16 protein-coding genes and 1 tRNA gene are annotated in these 16,338 nt (G+C 59.0%); 7 read left to right on the top strand and 10 right to left on the bottom strand.

Translation table 11 applies throughout. The annotated features are described in order from the left end of the window. Together P0D52_RS09890 and P0D52_RS09885 are read left to right on the top strand one after the other, a co-directional pair. The gene (locus tag P0D52_RS09890) at positions 1-423 is read left to right on the top strand and encodes a secondary thiamine-phosphate synthase enzyme YjbQ (RefSeq protein WP_394692491.1); all 423 of its coding nucleotides are present in this window, start codon (positions 1-3) and stop codon (positions 421-423) included. A gap of 205 nt (positions 424-628) precedes the next feature. Beyond that, the gene (locus tag P0D52_RS09885; RefSeq protein ID WP_394692490.1) at positions 629-919 is read left to right on the top strand and encodes an aspartate decarboxylase; all 291 of its coding nucleotides are present in this window, start codon (positions 629-631) and stop codon (positions 917-919) included. Between the two features lies 1 nt (position 920). Here the strand turns inward: P0D52_RS09885 and P0D52_RS09880 are convergent, their stop codons facing one another. Next, positions 921-1,733 (bottom strand): carbon-nitrogen hydrolase family protein, encoded by an 813-nt coding sequence (locus P0D52_RS09880; protein WP_394692489.1) that lies wholly within the window; start codon positions 1,731-1,733, stop codon positions 921-923. Positions 1,734-1,827: 94 nt separating this feature from the next. On the opposite strand from P0D52_RS09880, the gene panD reads away from it, so the two are divergent. Beyond that, on the top strand, positions 1,828-2,193 hold the full coding sequence (gene panD, locus P0D52_RS09875) for an aspartate 1-decarboxylase (protein WP_394692488.1): 366 nt from the start codon (positions 1,828-1,830) through the stop codon (positions 2,191-2,193). Here the strand turns inward: panD and P0D52_RS09870 are convergent. Continuing rightward, the gene (locus P0D52_RS09870; protein ID WP_394692487.1) at positions 2,190-2,885 is read right to left on the bottom strand and encodes an SIMPL domain-containing protein; all 696 of its coding nucleotides are present in this window, start codon (positions 2,883-2,885) and stop codon (positions 2,190-2,192) included. The genes panD and P0D52_RS09870 overlap by 4 nt on opposite strands. 143 nt (positions 2,886-3,028) lie before the next feature. Between P0D52_RS09870 and P0D52_RS09865 the strand changes: the two genes are divergently transcribed. Beyond that, a tRNA-Ile gene (locus P0D52_RS09865) sits at positions 3,029-3,105 on the top strand. Position 3,106: 1 nt separating this feature from the next. Here P0D52_RS09865 and P0D52_RS09860 read toward each other — a convergent pair. The 3 genes from P0D52_RS09860 to P0D52_RS09850 are packed head-to-tail and all read right to left on the bottom strand — an operon-like array spanning position 3,107 to position 5,224. Further along, entirely contained in the window at positions 3,107-3,685 is a 579-nt protein-coding gene (locus tag P0D52_RS09860; protein ID WP_394692486.1) for a CDP-alcohol phosphatidyltransferase family protein, read from the bottom strand. Further along, positions 3,660-4,298 carry a lysophospholipid acyltransferase family protein gene (locus P0D52_RS09855; protein ID WP_394692485.1) on the bottom strand — a complete coding sequence of 213 codons (639 nt, stop codon included), beginning with the start codon at positions 4,296-4,298 and terminating at the stop codon, positions 3,660-3,662. The genes P0D52_RS09860 and P0D52_RS09855 overlap by 26 nt, the downstream gene beginning before the upstream one ends. Continuing rightward, entirely contained in the window at positions 4,298-5,224 is a 927-nt protein-coding gene (locus P0D52_RS09850) for a phosphatidate cytidylyltransferase (RefSeq protein ID WP_394692484.1), read from the bottom strand. The genes P0D52_RS09855 and P0D52_RS09850 overlap by 1 nt, the downstream gene beginning before the upstream one ends. Positions 5,225-5,476: 252 nt before the next feature. On the opposite strand from P0D52_RS09850, the gene P0D52_RS09845 reads away from it, so the two are divergent. The 3 genes from P0D52_RS09845 (at position 5,477) to P0D52_RS09835 (ending at position 8,274) form a co-directional block, all read left to right on the top strand. After that, positions 5,477-6,178, top strand: a complete 702-nt coding sequence (locus tag P0D52_RS09845) for a hypothetical protein (protein WP_394692483.1) — start codon at positions 5,477-5,479, stop codon at positions 6,176-6,178. Next, positions 6,175-6,813: a hypothetical protein gene (locus P0D52_RS09840; protein ID WP_394692482.1), complete on the top strand. Its 639-nt coding sequence runs from the start codon at positions 6,175-6,177 to the stop codon at positions 6,811-6,813. Before P0D52_RS09845 ends, P0D52_RS09840 begins: the two co-directional genes overlap by 4 nt. Positions 6,814-6,906: 93 nt before the next feature. Beyond that, positions 6,907-8,274 (top strand): M28 family metallopeptidase, encoded by a 1,368-nt coding sequence (locus P0D52_RS09835; RefSeq protein WP_394692481.1) that lies wholly within the window; start codon positions 6,907-6,909, stop codon positions 8,272-8,274. Here the strand turns inward: P0D52_RS09835 and P0D52_RS09830 are convergent. The 5 genes from P0D52_RS09830 to P0D52_RS09810 all read right to left on the bottom strand — a co-directional run bounded on the left by P0D52_RS09830 (position 8,271) and on the right by P0D52_RS09810 (position 16,335). Further along, positions 8,271-10,337, bottom strand: a complete 2,067-nt coding sequence (locus P0D52_RS09830; protein ID WP_394692480.1) for a hypothetical protein — start codon at positions 10,335-10,337, stop codon at positions 8,271-8,273. The two genes, P0D52_RS09835 and P0D52_RS09830, sit on opposite strands and share 4 nt — an antisense overlap. A 98-nt stretch (positions 10,338-10,435) precedes the next feature. Then, positions 10,436-12,595: an acylase gene (locus P0D52_RS09825; protein WP_394692479.1), complete on the bottom strand. Its 2,160-nt coding sequence runs from the start codon at positions 12,593-12,595 to the stop codon at positions 10,436-10,438. Between the two features lie 15 nt (positions 12,596-12,610). After that, positions 12,611-13,564, bottom strand: coding sequence for a calcium/sodium antiporter (locus P0D52_RS09820; RefSeq protein ID WP_394692478.1), 954 nt, complete (start codon positions 13,562-13,564; stop codon positions 12,611-12,613). After that, positions 13,561-14,622: an AI-2E family transporter gene (locus tag P0D52_RS09815; RefSeq protein ID WP_394692477.1), complete on the bottom strand. Its 1,062-nt coding sequence runs from the start codon at positions 14,620-14,622 to the stop codon at positions 13,561-13,563. Before P0D52_RS09815 ends, P0D52_RS09820 begins: the two co-directional genes overlap by 4 nt. A 3-nt stretch (positions 14,623-14,625) precedes the next feature. Then, complete coding sequence (locus tag P0D52_RS09810; RefSeq protein WP_394692476.1) at positions 14,626-16,335, bottom strand: class I adenylate-forming enzyme family protein; 1,710 nt, start codon at positions 16,333-16,335, stop codon at positions 14,626-14,628. Between the last annotated feature and the right edge of the window lie 3 nt (positions 16,336-16,338).

Here is a 16,338-nt window from a genome sequence, read left to right as displayed (position 1 = left end):
ATGGCCCAGACGACGCTTCGCCTCTCCACGACGGGTCCCGGCCTCTATGATTTTACATCTGAGGCGGCCCGGTTTGTCAGCAGGAATTGCGCGGGCGAGGGGCTTTTGACCTGTTTTGTCCGCCATACCTCCTGTTCGCTGGTGATTCAGGAAAATGCCGACCCGGATGTGCGGCGGGATCTGGACGAATTCTTTCGCCGCCTTGTGCCGCATGGCGATGCCTCGTCCATGGCCTGGCTGCGGCATACAACAGAAGGCCCGGACGATATGCCGGCCCATATCAAGTCGGCACTCACGGCGACCTCGCTCTCCATTCCCGTCACGGATGGGCGGCTCGCGCTGGGCACCTGGCAAGGACTCTACCTGTTCGAGCACCGCGACCATCCGCACGAACGGCAGGTCGTTTTGCATCTGTCACGATAGCAGCTGGCGCCAGCGGACCATCTCAATCTTCGAAGAAAGCGTCTGTTCGCTTGGTGTCTATGCAATGGCGAATGGTCTGATGCGGATGTTTTTCCAGAATTCCATGGCGCGCGGAACTCTGCTCGGTGCGGCAGGCACGGGCTGAATAATCACGCCCGCCGCGCTACACTGACAAAACTGATTCGTATTCAAGAGGGCTTTTGCCATGTCGACTGACCGCACGCTGGGTTCCAAGTCCAACAAATCCAAATTCGATTGCTATGACGATCTCGCAGATGACGAGCCCTACTTCGTGATCCGCGCGGATGATCCCCTCTCCAATGCGCTGGTGGAGCTGCATGCCTATATCGGCGCCGGACAGTCCGGGGCGGCCCACAACAAGCTGGCGGAGATCATGGAGTTGACGCGCGATCGTGCCCCGCGTCCGTCCGACAGTCCCAAATACCGGGAGACCTTCGCTATTTCCTCCGCGATGGAGAAATGGCGGGAGGGTTAGGCTATTCCCGCAATCCCGGCTTGAGCCAGGGCTTGAGCTCTCCCAGCCAGCCATAGGCTTCTGCGATCTCCGCGCGCCGTGTGAGGTCATACTCCGCCGTTAAAACAGTCTCTGCGTTGCCAGCCTGTGCGAGGAGCGTGCCGTCCGGTCCCGCGATCACAGAGTGCCCGCCATAGCTGGTCTCGCCTTCTACGCCGCATCGATTGGCCAGAATGGAATAAACCGAATTCTGGAATGCCAGAGTCCGCATTTCCCAGGCAAAAAGGTCCAGAGGTTCTCCCGCCAGATTACAGGTCGGCGTCGCGATAATCTCCGCCCCCTGCAAGGCACAGGCGCGATAGCTTTCGGGAAAGTGTCGATCATAGCAGATGACAATACCCAGACGGCCCGCTGCGGTGTCATAGACATCAAAGCCGGACCCCGAGGCGTAATAATTTTTCTCCCAGAAATTCTCGAACTGGGCGATATGCACCATTTTCGAAATGCCCAGCAGCGACCCGTCGGCATCAAAAACGGGCGAGGCATCAAAACGCGTGCTGTCATGATCCTGAAAATAGATATTCGCGACGGTCACAATGCCATTGGCTTTTACCATTTCGCTTAACGCATTCATGGCGGGATGATCGACGGTCATGGCGTAGCGGCCGGCATCATTTCCGCGGCGCGCCGGGAAAAAGGGCGATAATTGCACTTCAGGAAAAACCGCCAGCTTCACACCTGCTTTCGCCGCCGCCTCCAGCATTCGCCGTGCGGTTTCAAGATTGCTTTCGATGTCGGGCGACATTGCATGTTGAAGGGCGGCAAGTCGGGCCATGGGCTTTCCCCGTTGCGGAAATGAACACAAACACTATATCCACGCGCGCCGATGCGTTATACGCGCCGCAACATTTGAACAGGTAGAGCCTGCCATGCGCCTTAAAATGATGAAATCCAAGCTGCACCGAGCTGCCGTGACCGAAGCTGATCTTCACTATGAAGGTTCGATCTCGGTGGATCTGGATTTTCTCGATGCGTCGGGAATCCTGCCCTATGAGCAGGTCGATGTGCTGAACATCAATAATGGCGCGCGGTTCACCACCTATACCATTCCGGCCCCGCGCGGCTCCCGTAAATTCGGTATCAATGGCGCTGCGGCGCGTCTCGCACAGGTGGGTGACCGTATTATCGTTGTCGCCTATGCCGAGATGGAAGCCGCAGAGGCCGAGCGCCACCAGCCGGGTGTGATCGTTTTTGACGAACACAACCGGCCGGTTGAAACGCCCGAGGCCGCCTAGTCCTCGATGGCGTAGACGCCGTTAATCGTCACAGAAATCGTTAGCTGACCGGCTGCGACCGGTGTGGCTGAATCAAGGCTTTCCATGCGGGCAAAGCTCGACACGGGCTGCGGACGGAAACCGCCGCTTTCGGAAAATTCCAGAAGACCGCCGAGTTCGACGCCCAGTGCGTCGGCATAGAGGTTCGCCGTTTCACGCAATTCTGCGACCGCATTGAGGCGAGCCTGACGGCGGGCCGCACTGTCATCCTCAACACCAAAGGTCACACCCTGGATCTGGTTGGCACCCGAACTCACCAGCGCATCGATTGTCGCGCCGAGCGAGTCGAGTTCGTCGACCCGGGCGGTCACCGTATTGGTGGCGCGATAACCGGTAATCCGGCGCTCCTCGCCATTGGAATAGTTCGACCAGACCGGGTTGATCTGGAGGTTGGATGTCTGGATGTCCTGACGGTCAATGCCGGCCCGGGAAAGAGCGGAAAACACGCCATTCATGGCTTGCGAATTGGCATTCAACGCCTCAGATGCACTCCGGGCCTCCGTTACGACGCCGGATTGTACGGTCGCCATGTCCGGGGTCACATTGACCTCGCCCGTGGCCGACAGGGACAACCGGCCCGGCTCGTCATCCTGTGCAAAGGCCGTAGCGGCCGGCAGGGTCAGCGCAGAGGCAAGAATAAGGGCACGAAACATGAAAGCTCTCCTGTTCAAACTGTGATGACGCCGTCCCTAGCGGCCCGATTTGGCATCAATAGGGCGGCCGCATTCATTTCGCAGTCATGGCGCTTGGCGGATCGGTTCGGGGGCAGTATGCCTTTTGCCGCTCCGCATATCGGGGGCCTGTAGCTCAACTGGTTAGAGCTGGCGGCTCATAACCGCTAGGTTGGGGGTTCGAGTCCCTCCGGGCCCACCATTCAGTGAACAAGCGTGTTGCGCAATTGAAACCCATAGTTCGCAATGGTGCCGATTGCCAACACTGCGGCACCCATTACCACCAGCCCACCGGCATCATGGCTTGTCCATTCGGGGAGCATTGCGAAGGCAGGTGCAATCAAAAATCCTAGCCCGAGAAACGATAGGACTATTTTGGGCAATTCCAGTTTTGATGGCCGAAATTCGGCGCCGGCGGGCAAGGCGCCGGACAACGTCGCAAACGCGAGGTCGCGCGCGACAAGAAGAATCAGGGCGCCACTTACCAAGATTGACTCAAGCCCGGAAATAACCAGTGCGGATACAGCGGCCAGTGTCAGAAATCGATCGCCCAGCAGGTCCAGCATGGCACCCAATCGGCTCGACTCGCCCAGATGTCTCGCCACCTTACCGTCGACAATGTCCAGAGCGCCTATCAGGAGAAATAGCGCCAGCGGCGTCCAGCCGGTCCCCTGACCGACCAACAGGACAAAAAAGGGCAGGATGAGCAGGGTTCTGAACAGAGTAATCAGGTTTGAAATCATCCGAAGCTCCGGATCATAACCAGCGAAGCGGCGGCGCATCCGCTCGCAAGATTTCTATGGTGGATTTTAGTCGGTCCATGAAGGTTTGCCGAGACCCGGTCCATGTGAAGGCTTCGCCAACAATCGCACTGCAAGTGTAGGGCACGGGTATCTTCGTTCCGCGAGGAAGGACGCGGCCGGCTCCTTGCAGGTAAACCGGAATGATCGGCGCGTTCGGAAATTCCTCGGCAAGCCGGGAAATTCCGGATTTGAAATCGCCAATTTCTTCGGCTGTGCCGCGCGTGCCCTCGGGAAACAATATCAGGATATCCCCTCGTGACAGGGCTGTGCGGCAGCCATCAAGTGCCTGCCGCGCATTCTTTCGGCCTCTGTCTATCGGAAGGATTCCAATAATATTCAGAAAAAACCAGCGCGAGAACGTCGACTTCAAGAAGTGGTCCGCGGCGGCGACCGGACGAATTTTGTCAAGTTGACGAACGGGAAACAGGCACGTCAGGAGCAATGTATCAACATGACTGTTGTGATTGGCAGCGATGATGGCCGGGCCGTCCAGCGGTAGATGATTTTTGCCCCTTGCGTCTATCCCGATGATGAGCACCGCAATCGGCCGGATAATTAGCAAGAACAGGAGCTGACGCAGCAAACGCAACATCAGAAACGCTCCAACGCGAAAATGGCCAGCATGTGGAAATACCAGGGAGCTGTGAACATAAGGCTGTCGAGACGGTCCAGCATGCCACCGTGACCGGGAAGGAGCTGGCTGGTGTCCTTTACCCCCAGATCGCGCTTGATGGCAGACATCGTGACATCGCCGAAAAAGCCGAGCACAGGCAGAACCGAGCCGATCAGAACGCTGGGCCAGAAGTCCAGTGGTGTAAAATACGGAGCTAGTAGGACAAAAAGCACCAGTGTCGACAGCACGCCGCCGATGGCACCTTCCCACGTCTTGTTCGGGCTGATTTTTGGACTGATCGGGTGTTGGCTGAATAGCTTGCCCCAGACATACTGCGCGATGTCGTTCAACTGGGTCATGAAAATCAGAAAGAAGACCAATCCGGCCGCGCCTGCTTGCGGCACTTCCGCGACCGGCGTTTGCATCAGGAAGGCGACGTGGCCCAGATTGAAGACGCACACGATCACGCCCCATTGCATGATCCCCGCTGTGGCCAGAAAGCCGTCGGTGCGGCCCGTCCAGACCATCATGATAGCGGTTGCCACAAAAATATATATCGGGGCGATGACCAGAAAGTAGGGATAATTCCCGATCCAGATCGACCAATAGCTGATCAAGACCGACACATAGACGAACAGGACGACCAGCCTGTCTTCACGTCGGGTGGGGGCGAGTGTCAGAAACTCTCGCAGTGCCACAAAGCTGATGAAAGCAAAGAGCAACGTGAAGACCTGCCAGCCGGCCACGAGCGCCAAGCCGAGCGAAAGGCAAATGATCCACCAGCTGAACATTCGCGCCGGTAAATCATCCCACTTGCCAGATTGAATGCGTGGCAGGACCACCGCAGCAATACTTCCAATCACGAGGAGGCAAAGCACACCGGAAAAGCCGGCAAGCAGTGGCATAGGTAGATTGATGACAGAAATGATCACGTTTCACCGCCAGACTTGTCCAATCTTAGAATGATCGCCAGTCATCTGGCTACGAAAACCGGATTCACAATGATGGCAACTTGCGGCGAGCAGGTAGAAGATGGCCGGAAATTGGAAACCGTTCACGACAGCTTCCCTGCGGCAATTCCAGATGTTCAAACCGCAATTTCGTGTTGATCTGGCTGCAATCACCGGTATCGTTTTCGAAAATTACTGGGGGATTTCATGAGACTGCTTGTTTTGCTTTTTGGCGCTTTGTCGCTTGCTGCCTGTGCGTCGCCATACGTTGCCACGCCATATGAAGCCGATTTGTATCCGGTTCGGACCATCGGCCTTGTCGAGGATGTCGGCGATTCCCAGGTGATCGCATACGAAGTTGCCTCAATGGGCTCGAATTTCGGGATTGTGGGCGCGCTGGTGGATGCCGGCGTTCAAAGCAGCCGCCGCGCGCGGGTCGAGGAAATTCTGGAAGGTGAAGGCTTCGATGCCCAGGCCTATTTCCGGGAGCGCATCATCATGGAGCTCGAAGCGCTCGGATATAATGTTGAAACCGTCAGCGTGGGTGAGCGGGACGGTGTTGCCCTGTTCGATAGCTATGAAGGTTTTGACCACGATGTCGATGCGCATCTGGATGTGGTCCTGCAGCAATATGGATTGTTGTCGTCCGGCACCGGCAAGCCGTTTCGCCCGCATGCGGCGGTGGAAGGCCGGATGGTGAACCGGGCAGACCAGGCCGTCATCATGGAAAATTCCATAATCTACGCCCCATTGGGATCGCCGGAAGGACGAATATTGTTGTCGCCGCCGCCCGACGCTTCTTTCCGCAATCGTGAGGAAATACTGGAGGACCCGGTGAGTCTGGTGGAGTCGATTCAGATGGCGCTGGATGAAACAGCGGCGACCTTTGCGCGGCTACTGGCTCAATGATGCGGGTTCGGTTCTCGATCGCATTGGGTCTTCCACTGGTGATTGCCGCGTGCGCGTCTACGCCGCCACCCGCAAATCTGTTGCCTCCGGCAGGGCCGTGCACCGCAGAGCTGGATCTGTCGACGGCTGTGATGCTCGCAGCCCCGCAGGGTAATCGGCAAAGGATAGAGGCTTACAATTTTGACGTGGAATCGCCTTGTTATGAAGCGCCCGGCAGCGGGGTCGCCACGCCGTTTTATCTGGCGCGGCTACCGGCCAATGACCAGCGGCGTTTGATGACAGTCGGCGCGGCATTCGAGGCCTATCGTGTTTTCGCACTGCATGTCAGCCTGCTCGACGAGGCCGGCGAAGTCGTCCGGTCCTTCGGAACGGAAGACTTCAACCATGTCGGCCCGCGTTATGCGATTCAGGTCACGCCGCGTGATGAATATCATTATGTTCTGATCACTGCGGACCCTGAATTGGTTGGCAAATCCGTTGACCGCCTGACGCTGGGTATAAATTCGTCCTATGTCAGCACCGGGGCCGGATATGGCACCACGGTCCAATCCGGAGCGGACAGCGCCGGCAGTCATCAGTTTTCCTATGACGGCAGCGTGATGATCGGTCTGCTCAACTCGGGCGATACGGAGTAAATCCGGAACAGCCGCGTCTAATGGCCAGCGTCAGACTGGCCAAGGCGAGCAAACGCGCTAATCTCCCCGAAGCAATTCCGGGGAGATTTTCGTATGCGCCACTGGCTCGTGACTGCCGCCGTCCTGACCACATCATCCATGGCGATGGCGCAAACTGCCCCGCCATCGGAAGTGCTCGCCATTCACGACATCGTTGCGGATGTGTCGGCCGAGCGAATTGGGTCAGATATCCAGACACTCGTTGATTTTGGAACCCGCCACACGCTTTCCGAAACGGAAAGTGACACTCGCGGTATCGGCGCAGCCCGGCGCTGGATATTCGAAGAGTTCGAACGCATTTCGGCCGAGTGCGGCGGTTGCCTGGAAGTGATCTATGTCTCCGACACGATCTCCGGTGAGACGCGTATTCCCGAACCGACCGAAGTTGTCTCCGTTCTTGCCATTCAACGCGGCACGCTGGATCCCGACCGCTATGTCATGATGGCGGGCGATATCGACAGCCGTGTCACCGATCCGCTCGACGGCACATCCGACAGTCCGGGCGCAAACGATAATGCCTCGGGTGTTGCGGGCGTCATGGAGGCGGCCCGCGTCCTCTCGCAGCGCGAATTTGCAGGCTCGATTATCTATGCGGCGCTGTCAGGCGAGGAGCAGGGCCTGTTCGGCGGACAGATCGTGGCCGCTCATGCGCTCGAACAGGGCTGGCGGATCAAGGCGGTCCTCAACAATGACATGATCGGCAATATCACCGGCATTGACGGCGTCACGGACAATTCAACGGCGCGTATCTTTTCCGAAGGCACGCGGGCCAACGAGACGCCGGAAGAAGCCCGTACGCGCCGCTTTCAGGGCGGTGAAGTTGACAGCCCGTCCCGCAATCTCGCGCGACTGATCGACCGTGTGGCTGATCAATATATTCCCAATCTCGATACAATGCTGGTCTACCGGCTCGACCGCTTTCGCCGGGGTGGACATCACCGGCCGTTCAACGAAGTTGGCATTCCCGGCGTCCGGATCATGGAAGTGCATGAGCACTATGACCGGCAACATCAGGACCTGCGCAATGAAGACGGTCGCCATTATGGCGATACGATCGAGTTCGTGGACTTCGACTATGCCGCAAAGCTGACCTCGCTGAATGCCGCCGCTCTGGCAATGATGGCGGGCGCCCCGCCATTCCCGGCCAATGTGGCGATTGAGGGCGCGGTGTCGCCGGACACAATATTGCGCTGGTCAGCTCCGGACCCGGCCGCCGCCGCCAATCTCGCCGGCTATCGGGTCTGGTGGCGCTACACCGACCAACCCCAATGGCAGTATTCCCGTTTTGTCGGCAATGTTACCGAATACACGCTCGAAAATGTCGTGATCGACAATTACTATTTCGGGGTGTCATCCGTTGCGGCGGACGGGTCCGAAAGCCCGGTCGTCTTCCCTGGTGTTATGGGTAGCTTCGGCGACTAGTCCGGAGCAGTGACCGCTGCACTTGTCACGCTGCGGATGACGCCATTGGCATCGCGAAAGCGCAGATAGACGCGCGCGCTGGCCGGGCTGAAGCCGATGCCGCTGCCGGCTTGCGCCCGGGCAAAAACGGCAAAGAATTTCGCCTCGTTGCCGAATACGGTGGTGACGGCGTCCGACCGGGGTGCGAGACAGCCCCCCTGCGGACCGGTTTCGCAGACCTGCAAGGTCAGCGGCAGACCGGCCCCGCCATCATCGGCAAACACGGTGATCGTGGCTTCGCCTTCACCTGCCGACCCGTCTCCGGCACCGATATTGATCGCGGATGCGCTCATGAAGCTGATCCCGCCACTGGTGCCGATCCGGATCACACCATCAGCAGAGGGTGTGGCCGAGATGGATAGAATGTCCGGCACTGGCACATTATCAATCGACAGGGACAGTGTGTTCACGCCCGGCACCGTGGCGAGCGTGGCATTCTCACACGTGATGACGGGGGCAAAACTGGTGCCGCTGGCCGCGGTCTCCGCGATCGGCTGCAGGGTCAGCACGAAGGACGCGCTGCCACCATTACCCAAGTCGAAGACCGGATCGGGTGGGCCTTCGGGCAGGTTCGAGGTATCGACCCGGCGATAGCTCAGATTGGCAGGTGCACCATCAGGCGCTGTGATGCGGCAGCCCTGGGCCGGGGTCGAGGCCCGGCTCAGAACCGTTGCGAAGACCGTGAGGTCGGGACCGCCGAGATAACCTGAACGCGCGCCGGGCAGGAGGGCGGCCACAATGCGTCCGTCCGGCACGGCATCCAGCGTGAAGCGCGCTACGGCTTCGGTGGCGTCGCTGATATTGAAGGCGCATTCGCCGCTCTGCCCGAAGCAGGGCCCATCGACCCATCCCGCGAACGTCGACCCGGAATCTGCATTGCCCGACAGCGTGACTGGCGCCTCCAGCGGGAAGGGCGCGCTGCACATGGCGGGCGGGTTGGCGCAATTGATACCGGTCGGCTGGCTGCTGACCTCGCCGGAACCGAGCCCGGCAAAGCTCACCGATGCGCTAAAAGTATTGATAGCCCGGAAATAGGACGCGTTGAACCAGGTACTCCAGCTGCCATTGTTCTGCTCCTCCATGAACTGGACCATCCAGCTCGGGGATTGCGGCGTCCAGGATGCCCGGAAAGGTGCGGTCCGGCCGTTGTGATAAAAGATCTGGCCCTGCATCCGCATGGCGGAACCGGGCGGTGAAACACCGCCGACCATGTCGATGAATATGCTCGGGCTGATCCAGACCTGCCGCCACTGGTTCGCGAACGGATCGAAGAAATTGTAGGACACGCCGGTATTGTTGCCTCCGGCCGCCCAGCGCTCGCGGATCAGGCAGCCCGACTGTAAGCTGGCGAGATAATTGTTTGCGGCGCCAACATTCCAGAGCCCGGCCGCGAAGGCGAAGTCCGCGCGTTGCGGCAGGCCCCAGCAATCCGGTTGGCCCGGAACGTAGTCCGACGTCACCGGCAGGTCGTGGCTTTCGGTGTCGGTGGTCACGTCCCGCGCCGTGAATGTCCGGTCGGCCATCCACGGATCGCCAGCGCCGGCCCGATTGTCGAGCTGATAGGTCAGCGTGCCATCGCCATTGGCGGTGATGGTCAGCCGTCTTTGCGTGGTGGCCTGCGTTTCCAGCGTGAAGAGATTGCCCGACAGAGTCATGGCTCCGCCGGAGAACGAGCCGCGCAGATCCGCGATTTCAAGGGGGCTCACCAAGAGCTGCCGCCAACTGCCCAGCAACGGGTCGAACACATTCATCGATTGTTGCGTGCTGCCGTCCGCGCCGGTCCAGACGGCTTCAATCAAACAGCCGGTTTCCCATTCTGTGACCACGTGACGTCCGGCAAACGCGCCGTCGCTGTCATAGACATTCCAGCTGCCGGTCCAGAAATCGAGCTGCTGGCGATTGGGTTGATTGGCACAGTTACCTGGTGATTGGGCGACCGCCGTCGATGACATTGGCCCAATGATGACGATCAGGATAATGAGAAACAGGAGTTTGCGAATTGAAAAACGAGCAGAATAAATCACGCCACCCTCCAGTGGTTGCGCCGATTTAAATGCCCCCGTCTATCAAGCACCGCAAAATGACAGACTCAATTCACGAGTTTGTCATTGCAGGTTTTTCGTCAGCGGCCTCCCACGACATAATCCCGGGTTGCTCCGTCCAGCACTTCATCCTGCGTCCAGGGGAAGTCTCGCAACTCCATGGCGACAAATTCATCTGCCTGATCGGCATAGTGAGGTGAATTTTCGTCAAGCGTGGCAGAACCAAACTGGTGAATGGCCTGGCTGTCCAGATTGCCGTCGGCATCCCATTCCACGGCCATGATATAGGTGTCCCCCGCCATGCCGACGAACTGCCCATTCTCGTTCAATTCCTCGCAGCCGCAATAAATGGCGCGCAGAATATCCGGCCCGCCATCCACCGGCGCATCGAAGTCGCCACGTACATGGCGATGGACCTCACCCCATGTCGGATCGAGCCGACCATGATGGGCCATGAGATCCTCTGCAGACTGACGCAAGGCCGCTTCAGGGTCACAGGTGAAGGGGCGCGAATCGTGACGATTGACGATGCATTTGATCGCGGTCAGCACACCCAGTGCAGCGGAACGGTTTTCGACATCCGTTGAGAAATCCCACTCGCCGAGAACGCCTTGCGCTTCAATCAGCAGGCTTTCATCGTCCAGATCCATGGCCAATAACTGACTGACCAGTCTCACGACGGGAGAATCCGGCGCGTAGATAAGGTCGAATTTGTATTCCAGCGTGTCTGCCGCGCTGATTGACGGATCATTGATCAGGAGAGGAAGCAGGCGCTGTCCGCGATTGGTCATTTCCGTCTCGATCCCGAACGTCGCAGAGAAATCTGAAGGATCAAGATCGTCGGCGGGGTCGGTTGCGCGGAACGGCGTGTTGTTCGCATTCGCGACAAAACCTGACTCCGGGTTCAACAGCAGGGGCAGGGCATCAAAGGGCTGATACTCGGTCCAGATCAGGTCCGAGCGATCCCCTGGCAGGTATTCCCGCCAGTCATACCCCTCCACCCGAACCGGCATGCGGGCATTGTAGAGATAGGCGATATTGCCCTCGCGGTCGGCATAGATCGTATTGAGGCTGGTGATCGCCCGCATTTCCATGGCGGAACGCCACTCTTCCCAGTTCTCGGCGCGGTTCATCCGGTACCATTGCTCGACGCCGCGTACCTCGTCATGACCGGAAAAGCGGATCGCATAGGTCCCGTGCGGCTGACGCAGAACGGGGCCATGCACAGACCACAATAATTCCCGATTGAAGACCCATGAAAACGGGCCGAACAAGCGTACGCGGAGCGCAGCATTTCCGGTTTCAAAGTCCACCCATTCGCCGTCGAGGCGGTATTGGTTCTCATTATCCGGATTGACCTCCAGCACATAGATGTCGGCGAGATCGGGATGATTGACGGTATGGGCCCAGCCAAGATTCGCATTATGGCCATGCAGCACCAGCGGCGCGCCGGGGAATGTCGCGCCCCCGGCATTCCAGCCTTCTTCGCTATGCAGGCCGATTTCATACCATGCGACAGGCCCGGTGAAGGGCTGGTGCGAATTGACGATCAGCCGTGTCGCGCCGTCATCGGAACGGCCGGGAGCGACGGCAAAGGCATTGGACCCCAATTCGGGATTGGGTCCGTCGATCAGATGAAAGGCGGTGTCGGTTTCGCCGATGGAAATTGTGCGCTGGCGTTCGTCTTCGAAGAGTTCGCCGATATCGGCATCCAGACCGTACATGAAGGGCGTCCGCAAGACGAAACCGGCCACAACATCCTGCCCGGTCATCGGAAGCACGCCGGATCTCACGCGGTCGCCGTTTTCCAGCGCCCAGGCATTCATCCCGTCGGCATAGGCTTCGACAATGGCGCGCGCTTGCGGTGACAGATCGCTTTCATAGCGGTCGGCGACGGTCTCCCGGATCCGGAGAAGCTGCACAATATAATCCGTAGGTGCAGCCGACTGTCCGTCATAGCGGGCCAGAGTCCCACGCGCGGCCAGCAATGTCGGTTCAATGGTTTCCCAGTCGTCCTCTGCATGGGCCCAGGCAAGCCCAAAGGCGACATCGGCATCCCGTTCGCCGTAAATGTGTGGCACACCATAAGAGTCGCGAATGATGCGCGCCGAGTATTGGGCAGAAGCGGCGCGAATGGCGTCTTCATCGGCAGGCGGCGGTGTGGGCGTCCAGGCCATGACGGCCAGAACCAGAAGGGCCAGCGCAAGAACGCCGCCCGCAATTGAAAACCATAATTTCATGCCATCCCCCAATGATCAGACCGAACCTGCCAGCCACATGATATAGCCCGCATAAAGCGCAAGAAGCAGGGCACCTTCGCGTCGGTCGACACGCTGCCCGGTAAAGGCAAAGACGAGCAATATTGCTGTTGCCGCCAGCATCACCCAGATATCTTCGCCGAGAATTCGCGCCGGCACATCCAGCGGGCGCACCAGTGCCGCCGCGCCCAGAATGCCGGCTGCATTGAATATGTTCGAGCCGATCACATTGCCGAAGGCAACATCGCCCTGCCGGCGCAATGCGGCAGCAATGGTGGCGGCTAATTCCGGCAAGGACGTTCCGACGGCGACAATCGTCAGGCCGATCACCGCTTCGGGAATTCCGAATGCGGTCGCGACATCGATGGCACCGTCCACTAACAGTCGTGCGCCAACAAGAACGCCAATCAGTCCGCCGAAAAAGAAAGCCGAAGAGATCCAGATGTTTTCCGGTGCGCCGGCGCTGACGGCTTCAGCCTCATGCAGGGCGCCCGCCTTGTTTCCGCGCTTGCGATCCAGAAAATAACTCAAGCCAATATAGGCGAGCAGCACGGCGATAAGGCCCGCACCCCATAGTGGCGGGGCCGGTGAGTACAAAAGCAAGGCTATGGCTGCAGCGGTTGCTATGGAAAGTGCCAGACCGTCTCTCAAAAGCGCCTCGCGTACAGCGAGAATGGGGCGTATGACCGCGCCGACGCCCAGGATCAGCAGAATGTTTGCCGTGTTGGAGCCCACCACATTCCCGACGGCGACATCAGGAGATCCCGCAAACTGGGCATGCAGACTGGTCGCAAGTTCAGGCGCGGACGTGCCAAAACCAACCAGGACAAGGCCGACAAACATCGGCGACAGTTTCAGCCGGTTTGCGATACCTACCGCGCCGCGGACCAGCCCGTCCCCGCCAAAGGCGAGCAATATCAGGCCGCCGAGGATCAGGAGGATAGATATCATCCGGACTTGGCCTTGGGAGGGTCCGGCTTCTTGTAGAATTCGCTGGATTTCCAGAATTCAACGGCATGCTTGGCAATCACACTGCCCACGGCCACCATGGGCAGAGCGAGGAGGGCGCCGAGAAATCCGAACAATGCCCCGCCAATCAGCAGGCCCGCCATCACCCAGAGCGGGTGGAGCTTGAGCTGACTGCCAACCAGATTGGGCGCGAGCCAGACGGTTTCCAGAATCTGCGCCGTTCCATACACGGCCATAACTCCGAGGATCGGCCAGATTGAATCGAATTGGCTGATCGCCACCAGCATGGCGAGCGAGAACATGACGAGATTGCCGACCACCGGAATGATCGCCGAAAGCCCGGTCAGAATTCCGATCGCCACGGAATAATTGAGGCCCAGCACCGCCAGCGCAGCGGCGTGATAGATAGCCTGTATGAGAATGACCAGTGATTGGCCGCGAACATATCGGGAGAGCTGGAGATTGATTTCCCGGACGAGGCGGCGCAATTCGTCGGAATAACGGCGGGGTGGCAGGTCGCTGACGGCCTTTGAAATTCCGGGCCAGTCTTTCAGGAAAAAGAAAAGCGCCACCGGTGTCAGGAAAGTCAGCAAAAGGGCGGAAAGTGCGCCCGAGACCGATCCCGCGATGCGGCTGCCGATGGCTTGGGCAGGGTTGCTTTCACCTGTCAGCTCCTCAAGCGTCAAATCGGGCAGTTCCAGCCCCATGGAGATGGCAATCTGGCCGGCCGCCGTGAGAGCATTGTCAACGAGACTCGGCAATCGTGAGACAAGATCGCGGCCTTCGATGATGACGATCGGCGTGATGGCTACGATGGGCCCCGCGATCACCAGAACCGCCAGCAGGGTGGACAGGAGCGCCGCCACATAGCGTGGCACGCCCCATTTGCAAAAACGAAGTGTCAGCGGCTCCAGTATGACAGCGAGAAAGCCGGCAATCAGGAAGGGCAAAACGACATCGCCCGCCGCCCGCAATGCCCATGCGAGTGCCAGCACAAGGAGTGCGAGCACCAAAAATCGCGCATCCAGCGTAAGTTTCATGCCCTATGGGCTACCGCTCAACAGCTTCTTCCGCAAGCCGGGCTTGTCGATTTTCTCGGTTCCGCCGCGGGGCAGTGGCTCGTTGTAATGCCAGAGGTGCTCGGGACGCTTGAACGCCGCCAGATCGCCCTCCAGGAAATCATTGAGTTCATCCAGCGTGATGTCGATACCCGGCTTGGTATAGATCGCTGCGCCAACCGCTTCACCCAGCCTTTCGTCCGGAACCGCAAAGACGGCCGCTTCCAGAATGCGCGGGTGTTTGACAAGCGCGGCCTCGACTTCGAGACAGGCAACGTTTTCGCCGCCCCGGACAATCATGTCTTTCAAGCGATCGACAATCGTCACCATTCCGTCTTCCGTCATGGTGCCAACATCGCCGGTTTTGAACCAGCCATCCGGCGTCAGGGCCTTGGCCGTTTCCTCTGGCAGATTGAGATATCCTGCGAAGATTCCCGGCGTCTTGATCCAGACTTCACCGGCTTCGTTCGGCGGCATGTCGGTACCATCCGGCCCGACAATACGGACATCGGTGACCGGCGGCACGGCGCGGCCACAGGATCCGGGGTGAGCCTGATAATCCGAAAGTCCATTGTAGGTGCCGAGCGCGCTCGTCTCCGACAGGCCATAACCGGTGGACGAATAGGCGCGCTTGAAGCTGTCCGCGAGCCGTTTCACGTGGGCAGCAGGACGCTTGGCACCGCCGGCTGACAAATCCGTCAGCGTATCGAGGCTCTCGCCCATGTTTTCCGCTGCCAGCATCAACTCGTGCGACATGGTCGGAACGCCGACAAAATTGGTGATTTTTTCCTGCTTGATCAGGCGGACGGCCTCTTCGGGTTTCCAAGCCCGCATCAGGACCATTTTCCGTCCCAGAATAAGCGACAGCATGAAGACCGGGTGAGACCCCGTCACATGGAAAAGCGGCACCGATACGAGAATGGCGAGGTCACCAGCCGCTTCTGCCATGGCCGCGCCCTTTGCGGTTTCCTTGGCGGCAGACATGACAAAGCCGAACGAAAGCAAGACCGACCAGGCACCGCGATGGGTCAGCATCACGCCCTTGGGATCGCCTGTGGATCCGGACGTATACATGATCGACATCAGATCATCGGCTTCGACCACTTCGGTCGGCGGTGTTTCGCCCGCGCCCGCATCGCGGATCGATGCCCAGGTGTGATCCTGACCCTCAAACTCGCCATGACCGGAAATCAGCGTCAGGCCCAGTTTGTCTTTCAGCGGCAGGAATTTGGGTGATTGCTCTCCATCCACCAGCAGGATTTTCGCACCGCAATCCTTCAGAGCGAATTCCATTTCGTGGGCCGTCCACCAGCCATTGAGTGGAACGATGACCGCGCCGATCTGGGTCACGCCGAGATAGGTCGCCATCCATTCCGGTGTATTGCGCGTCGCCGTGGCGACAAAGTCGCCTTTCTTGACGCCCATCTTTGTCAGGCCGGCCGCCACGGCGCGGCTTTCACGCGCCAGATCGGCAAAGGACCAGCGCACATCGCCCGACACAACGGCGGTCTTGTCGCCGTGCATGTCGCACATGAAGAGCAAGCCATCCGTATTGTTGGGCGCATTGGCAAAAACACGATAGGTCGCGCCGCGAATTTCCGCTTCGCCCACCGCGAAGAACGGGTTTTCCGCCATTATTTTAAGGCCGGCTTCTGTGATCTCTTCACGGGTAGGAGCAGGGAGGCGTTGGGTCATAAT

Origin of the sequence: Hyphobacterium sp. (assembly GCF_043584775.1) — a bacterium.
Taxonomy (GTDB): Bacteria; Pseudomonadota; Alphaproteobacteria; order Caulobacterales; family Maricaulaceae; genus Hyphobacterium.
The sequence above is the reverse complement of the archived record's forward strand: the minus strand, read 5'-3'. Positions and strand labels throughout refer to the sequence as shown.

Bases quoted from the DNA above. Each gene is read 5' to 3' on its own strand.
- P0D52_RS09870 (WP_394692487.1), bottom strand. From the start codon at position 2,885: ATGTTTCGTGCCCTTATTCTTGCCTCTGCGCTGACCCTGCCGGCCGCT.
- P0D52_RS09860 (WP_394692486.1), bottom strand. From the start codon at position 3,685: ATGCGCCGCCGCTTCGCTGGTTATGATCCGGAGCTTCGGATGATTTCA.
- P0D52_RS09840 (WP_394692482.1), top strand. From the start codon at position 6,175: ATGATGCGGGTTCGGTTCTCGATCGCATTGGGTCTTCCACTGGTGATT.
- P0D52_RS09815 (WP_394692477.1), bottom strand. From the start codon at position 14,622: ATGAAACTTACGCTGGATGCGCGATTTTTGGTGCTCGCACTCCTTGTG.
- P0D52_RS09820 (WP_394692478.1), bottom strand. From the start codon at position 13,564: ATGATATCTATCCTCCTGATCCTCGGCGGCCTGATATTGCTCGCCTTT.
- panD (WP_394692488.1), top strand. From the start codon at position 1,828: ATGCGCCTTAAAATGATGAAATCCAAGCTGCACCGAGCTGCCGTGACC.
- P0D52_RS09810 (WP_394692476.1), bottom strand. From the start codon at position 16,335: ATGACCCAACGCCTCCCTGCTCCTACCCGTGAAGAGATCACAGAAGCC.
- P0D52_RS09885 (WP_394692490.1), top strand. From the start codon at position 629: ATGTCGACTGACCGCACGCTGGGTTCCAAGTCCAACAAATCCAAATTC.
- P0D52_RS09825 (WP_394692479.1), bottom strand. From the start codon at position 12,595: ATGAAATTATGGTTTTCAATTGCGGGCGGCGTTCTTGCGCTGGCCCTT.
- P0D52_RS09835 (WP_394692481.1), top strand. From the start codon at position 6,907: ATGCGCCACTGGCTCGTGACTGCCGCCGTCCTGACCACATCATCCATG.
- P0D52_RS09880 (WP_394692489.1), bottom strand. From the start codon at position 1,733: ATGGCCCGACTTGCCGCCCTTCAACATGCAATGTCGCCCGACATCGAA.
- P0D52_RS09845 (WP_394692483.1), top strand. From the start codon at position 5,477: ATGAGACTGCTTGTTTTGCTTTTTGGCGCTTTGTCGCTTGCTGCCTGT.
- P0D52_RS09855 (WP_394692485.1), bottom strand. From the start codon at position 4,298: ATGTTGCGTTTGCTGCGTCAGCTCCTGTTCTTGCTAATTATCCGGCCG.
- P0D52_RS09890 (WP_394692491.1), top strand. From the start codon at position 1: ATGGCCCAGACGACGCTTCGCCTCTCCACGACGGGTCCCGGCCTCTAT.
- P0D52_RS09850 (WP_394692484.1), bottom strand. From the start codon at position 5,224: ATGCCACTGCTTGCCGGCTTTTCCGGTGTGCTTTGCCTCCTCGTGATT.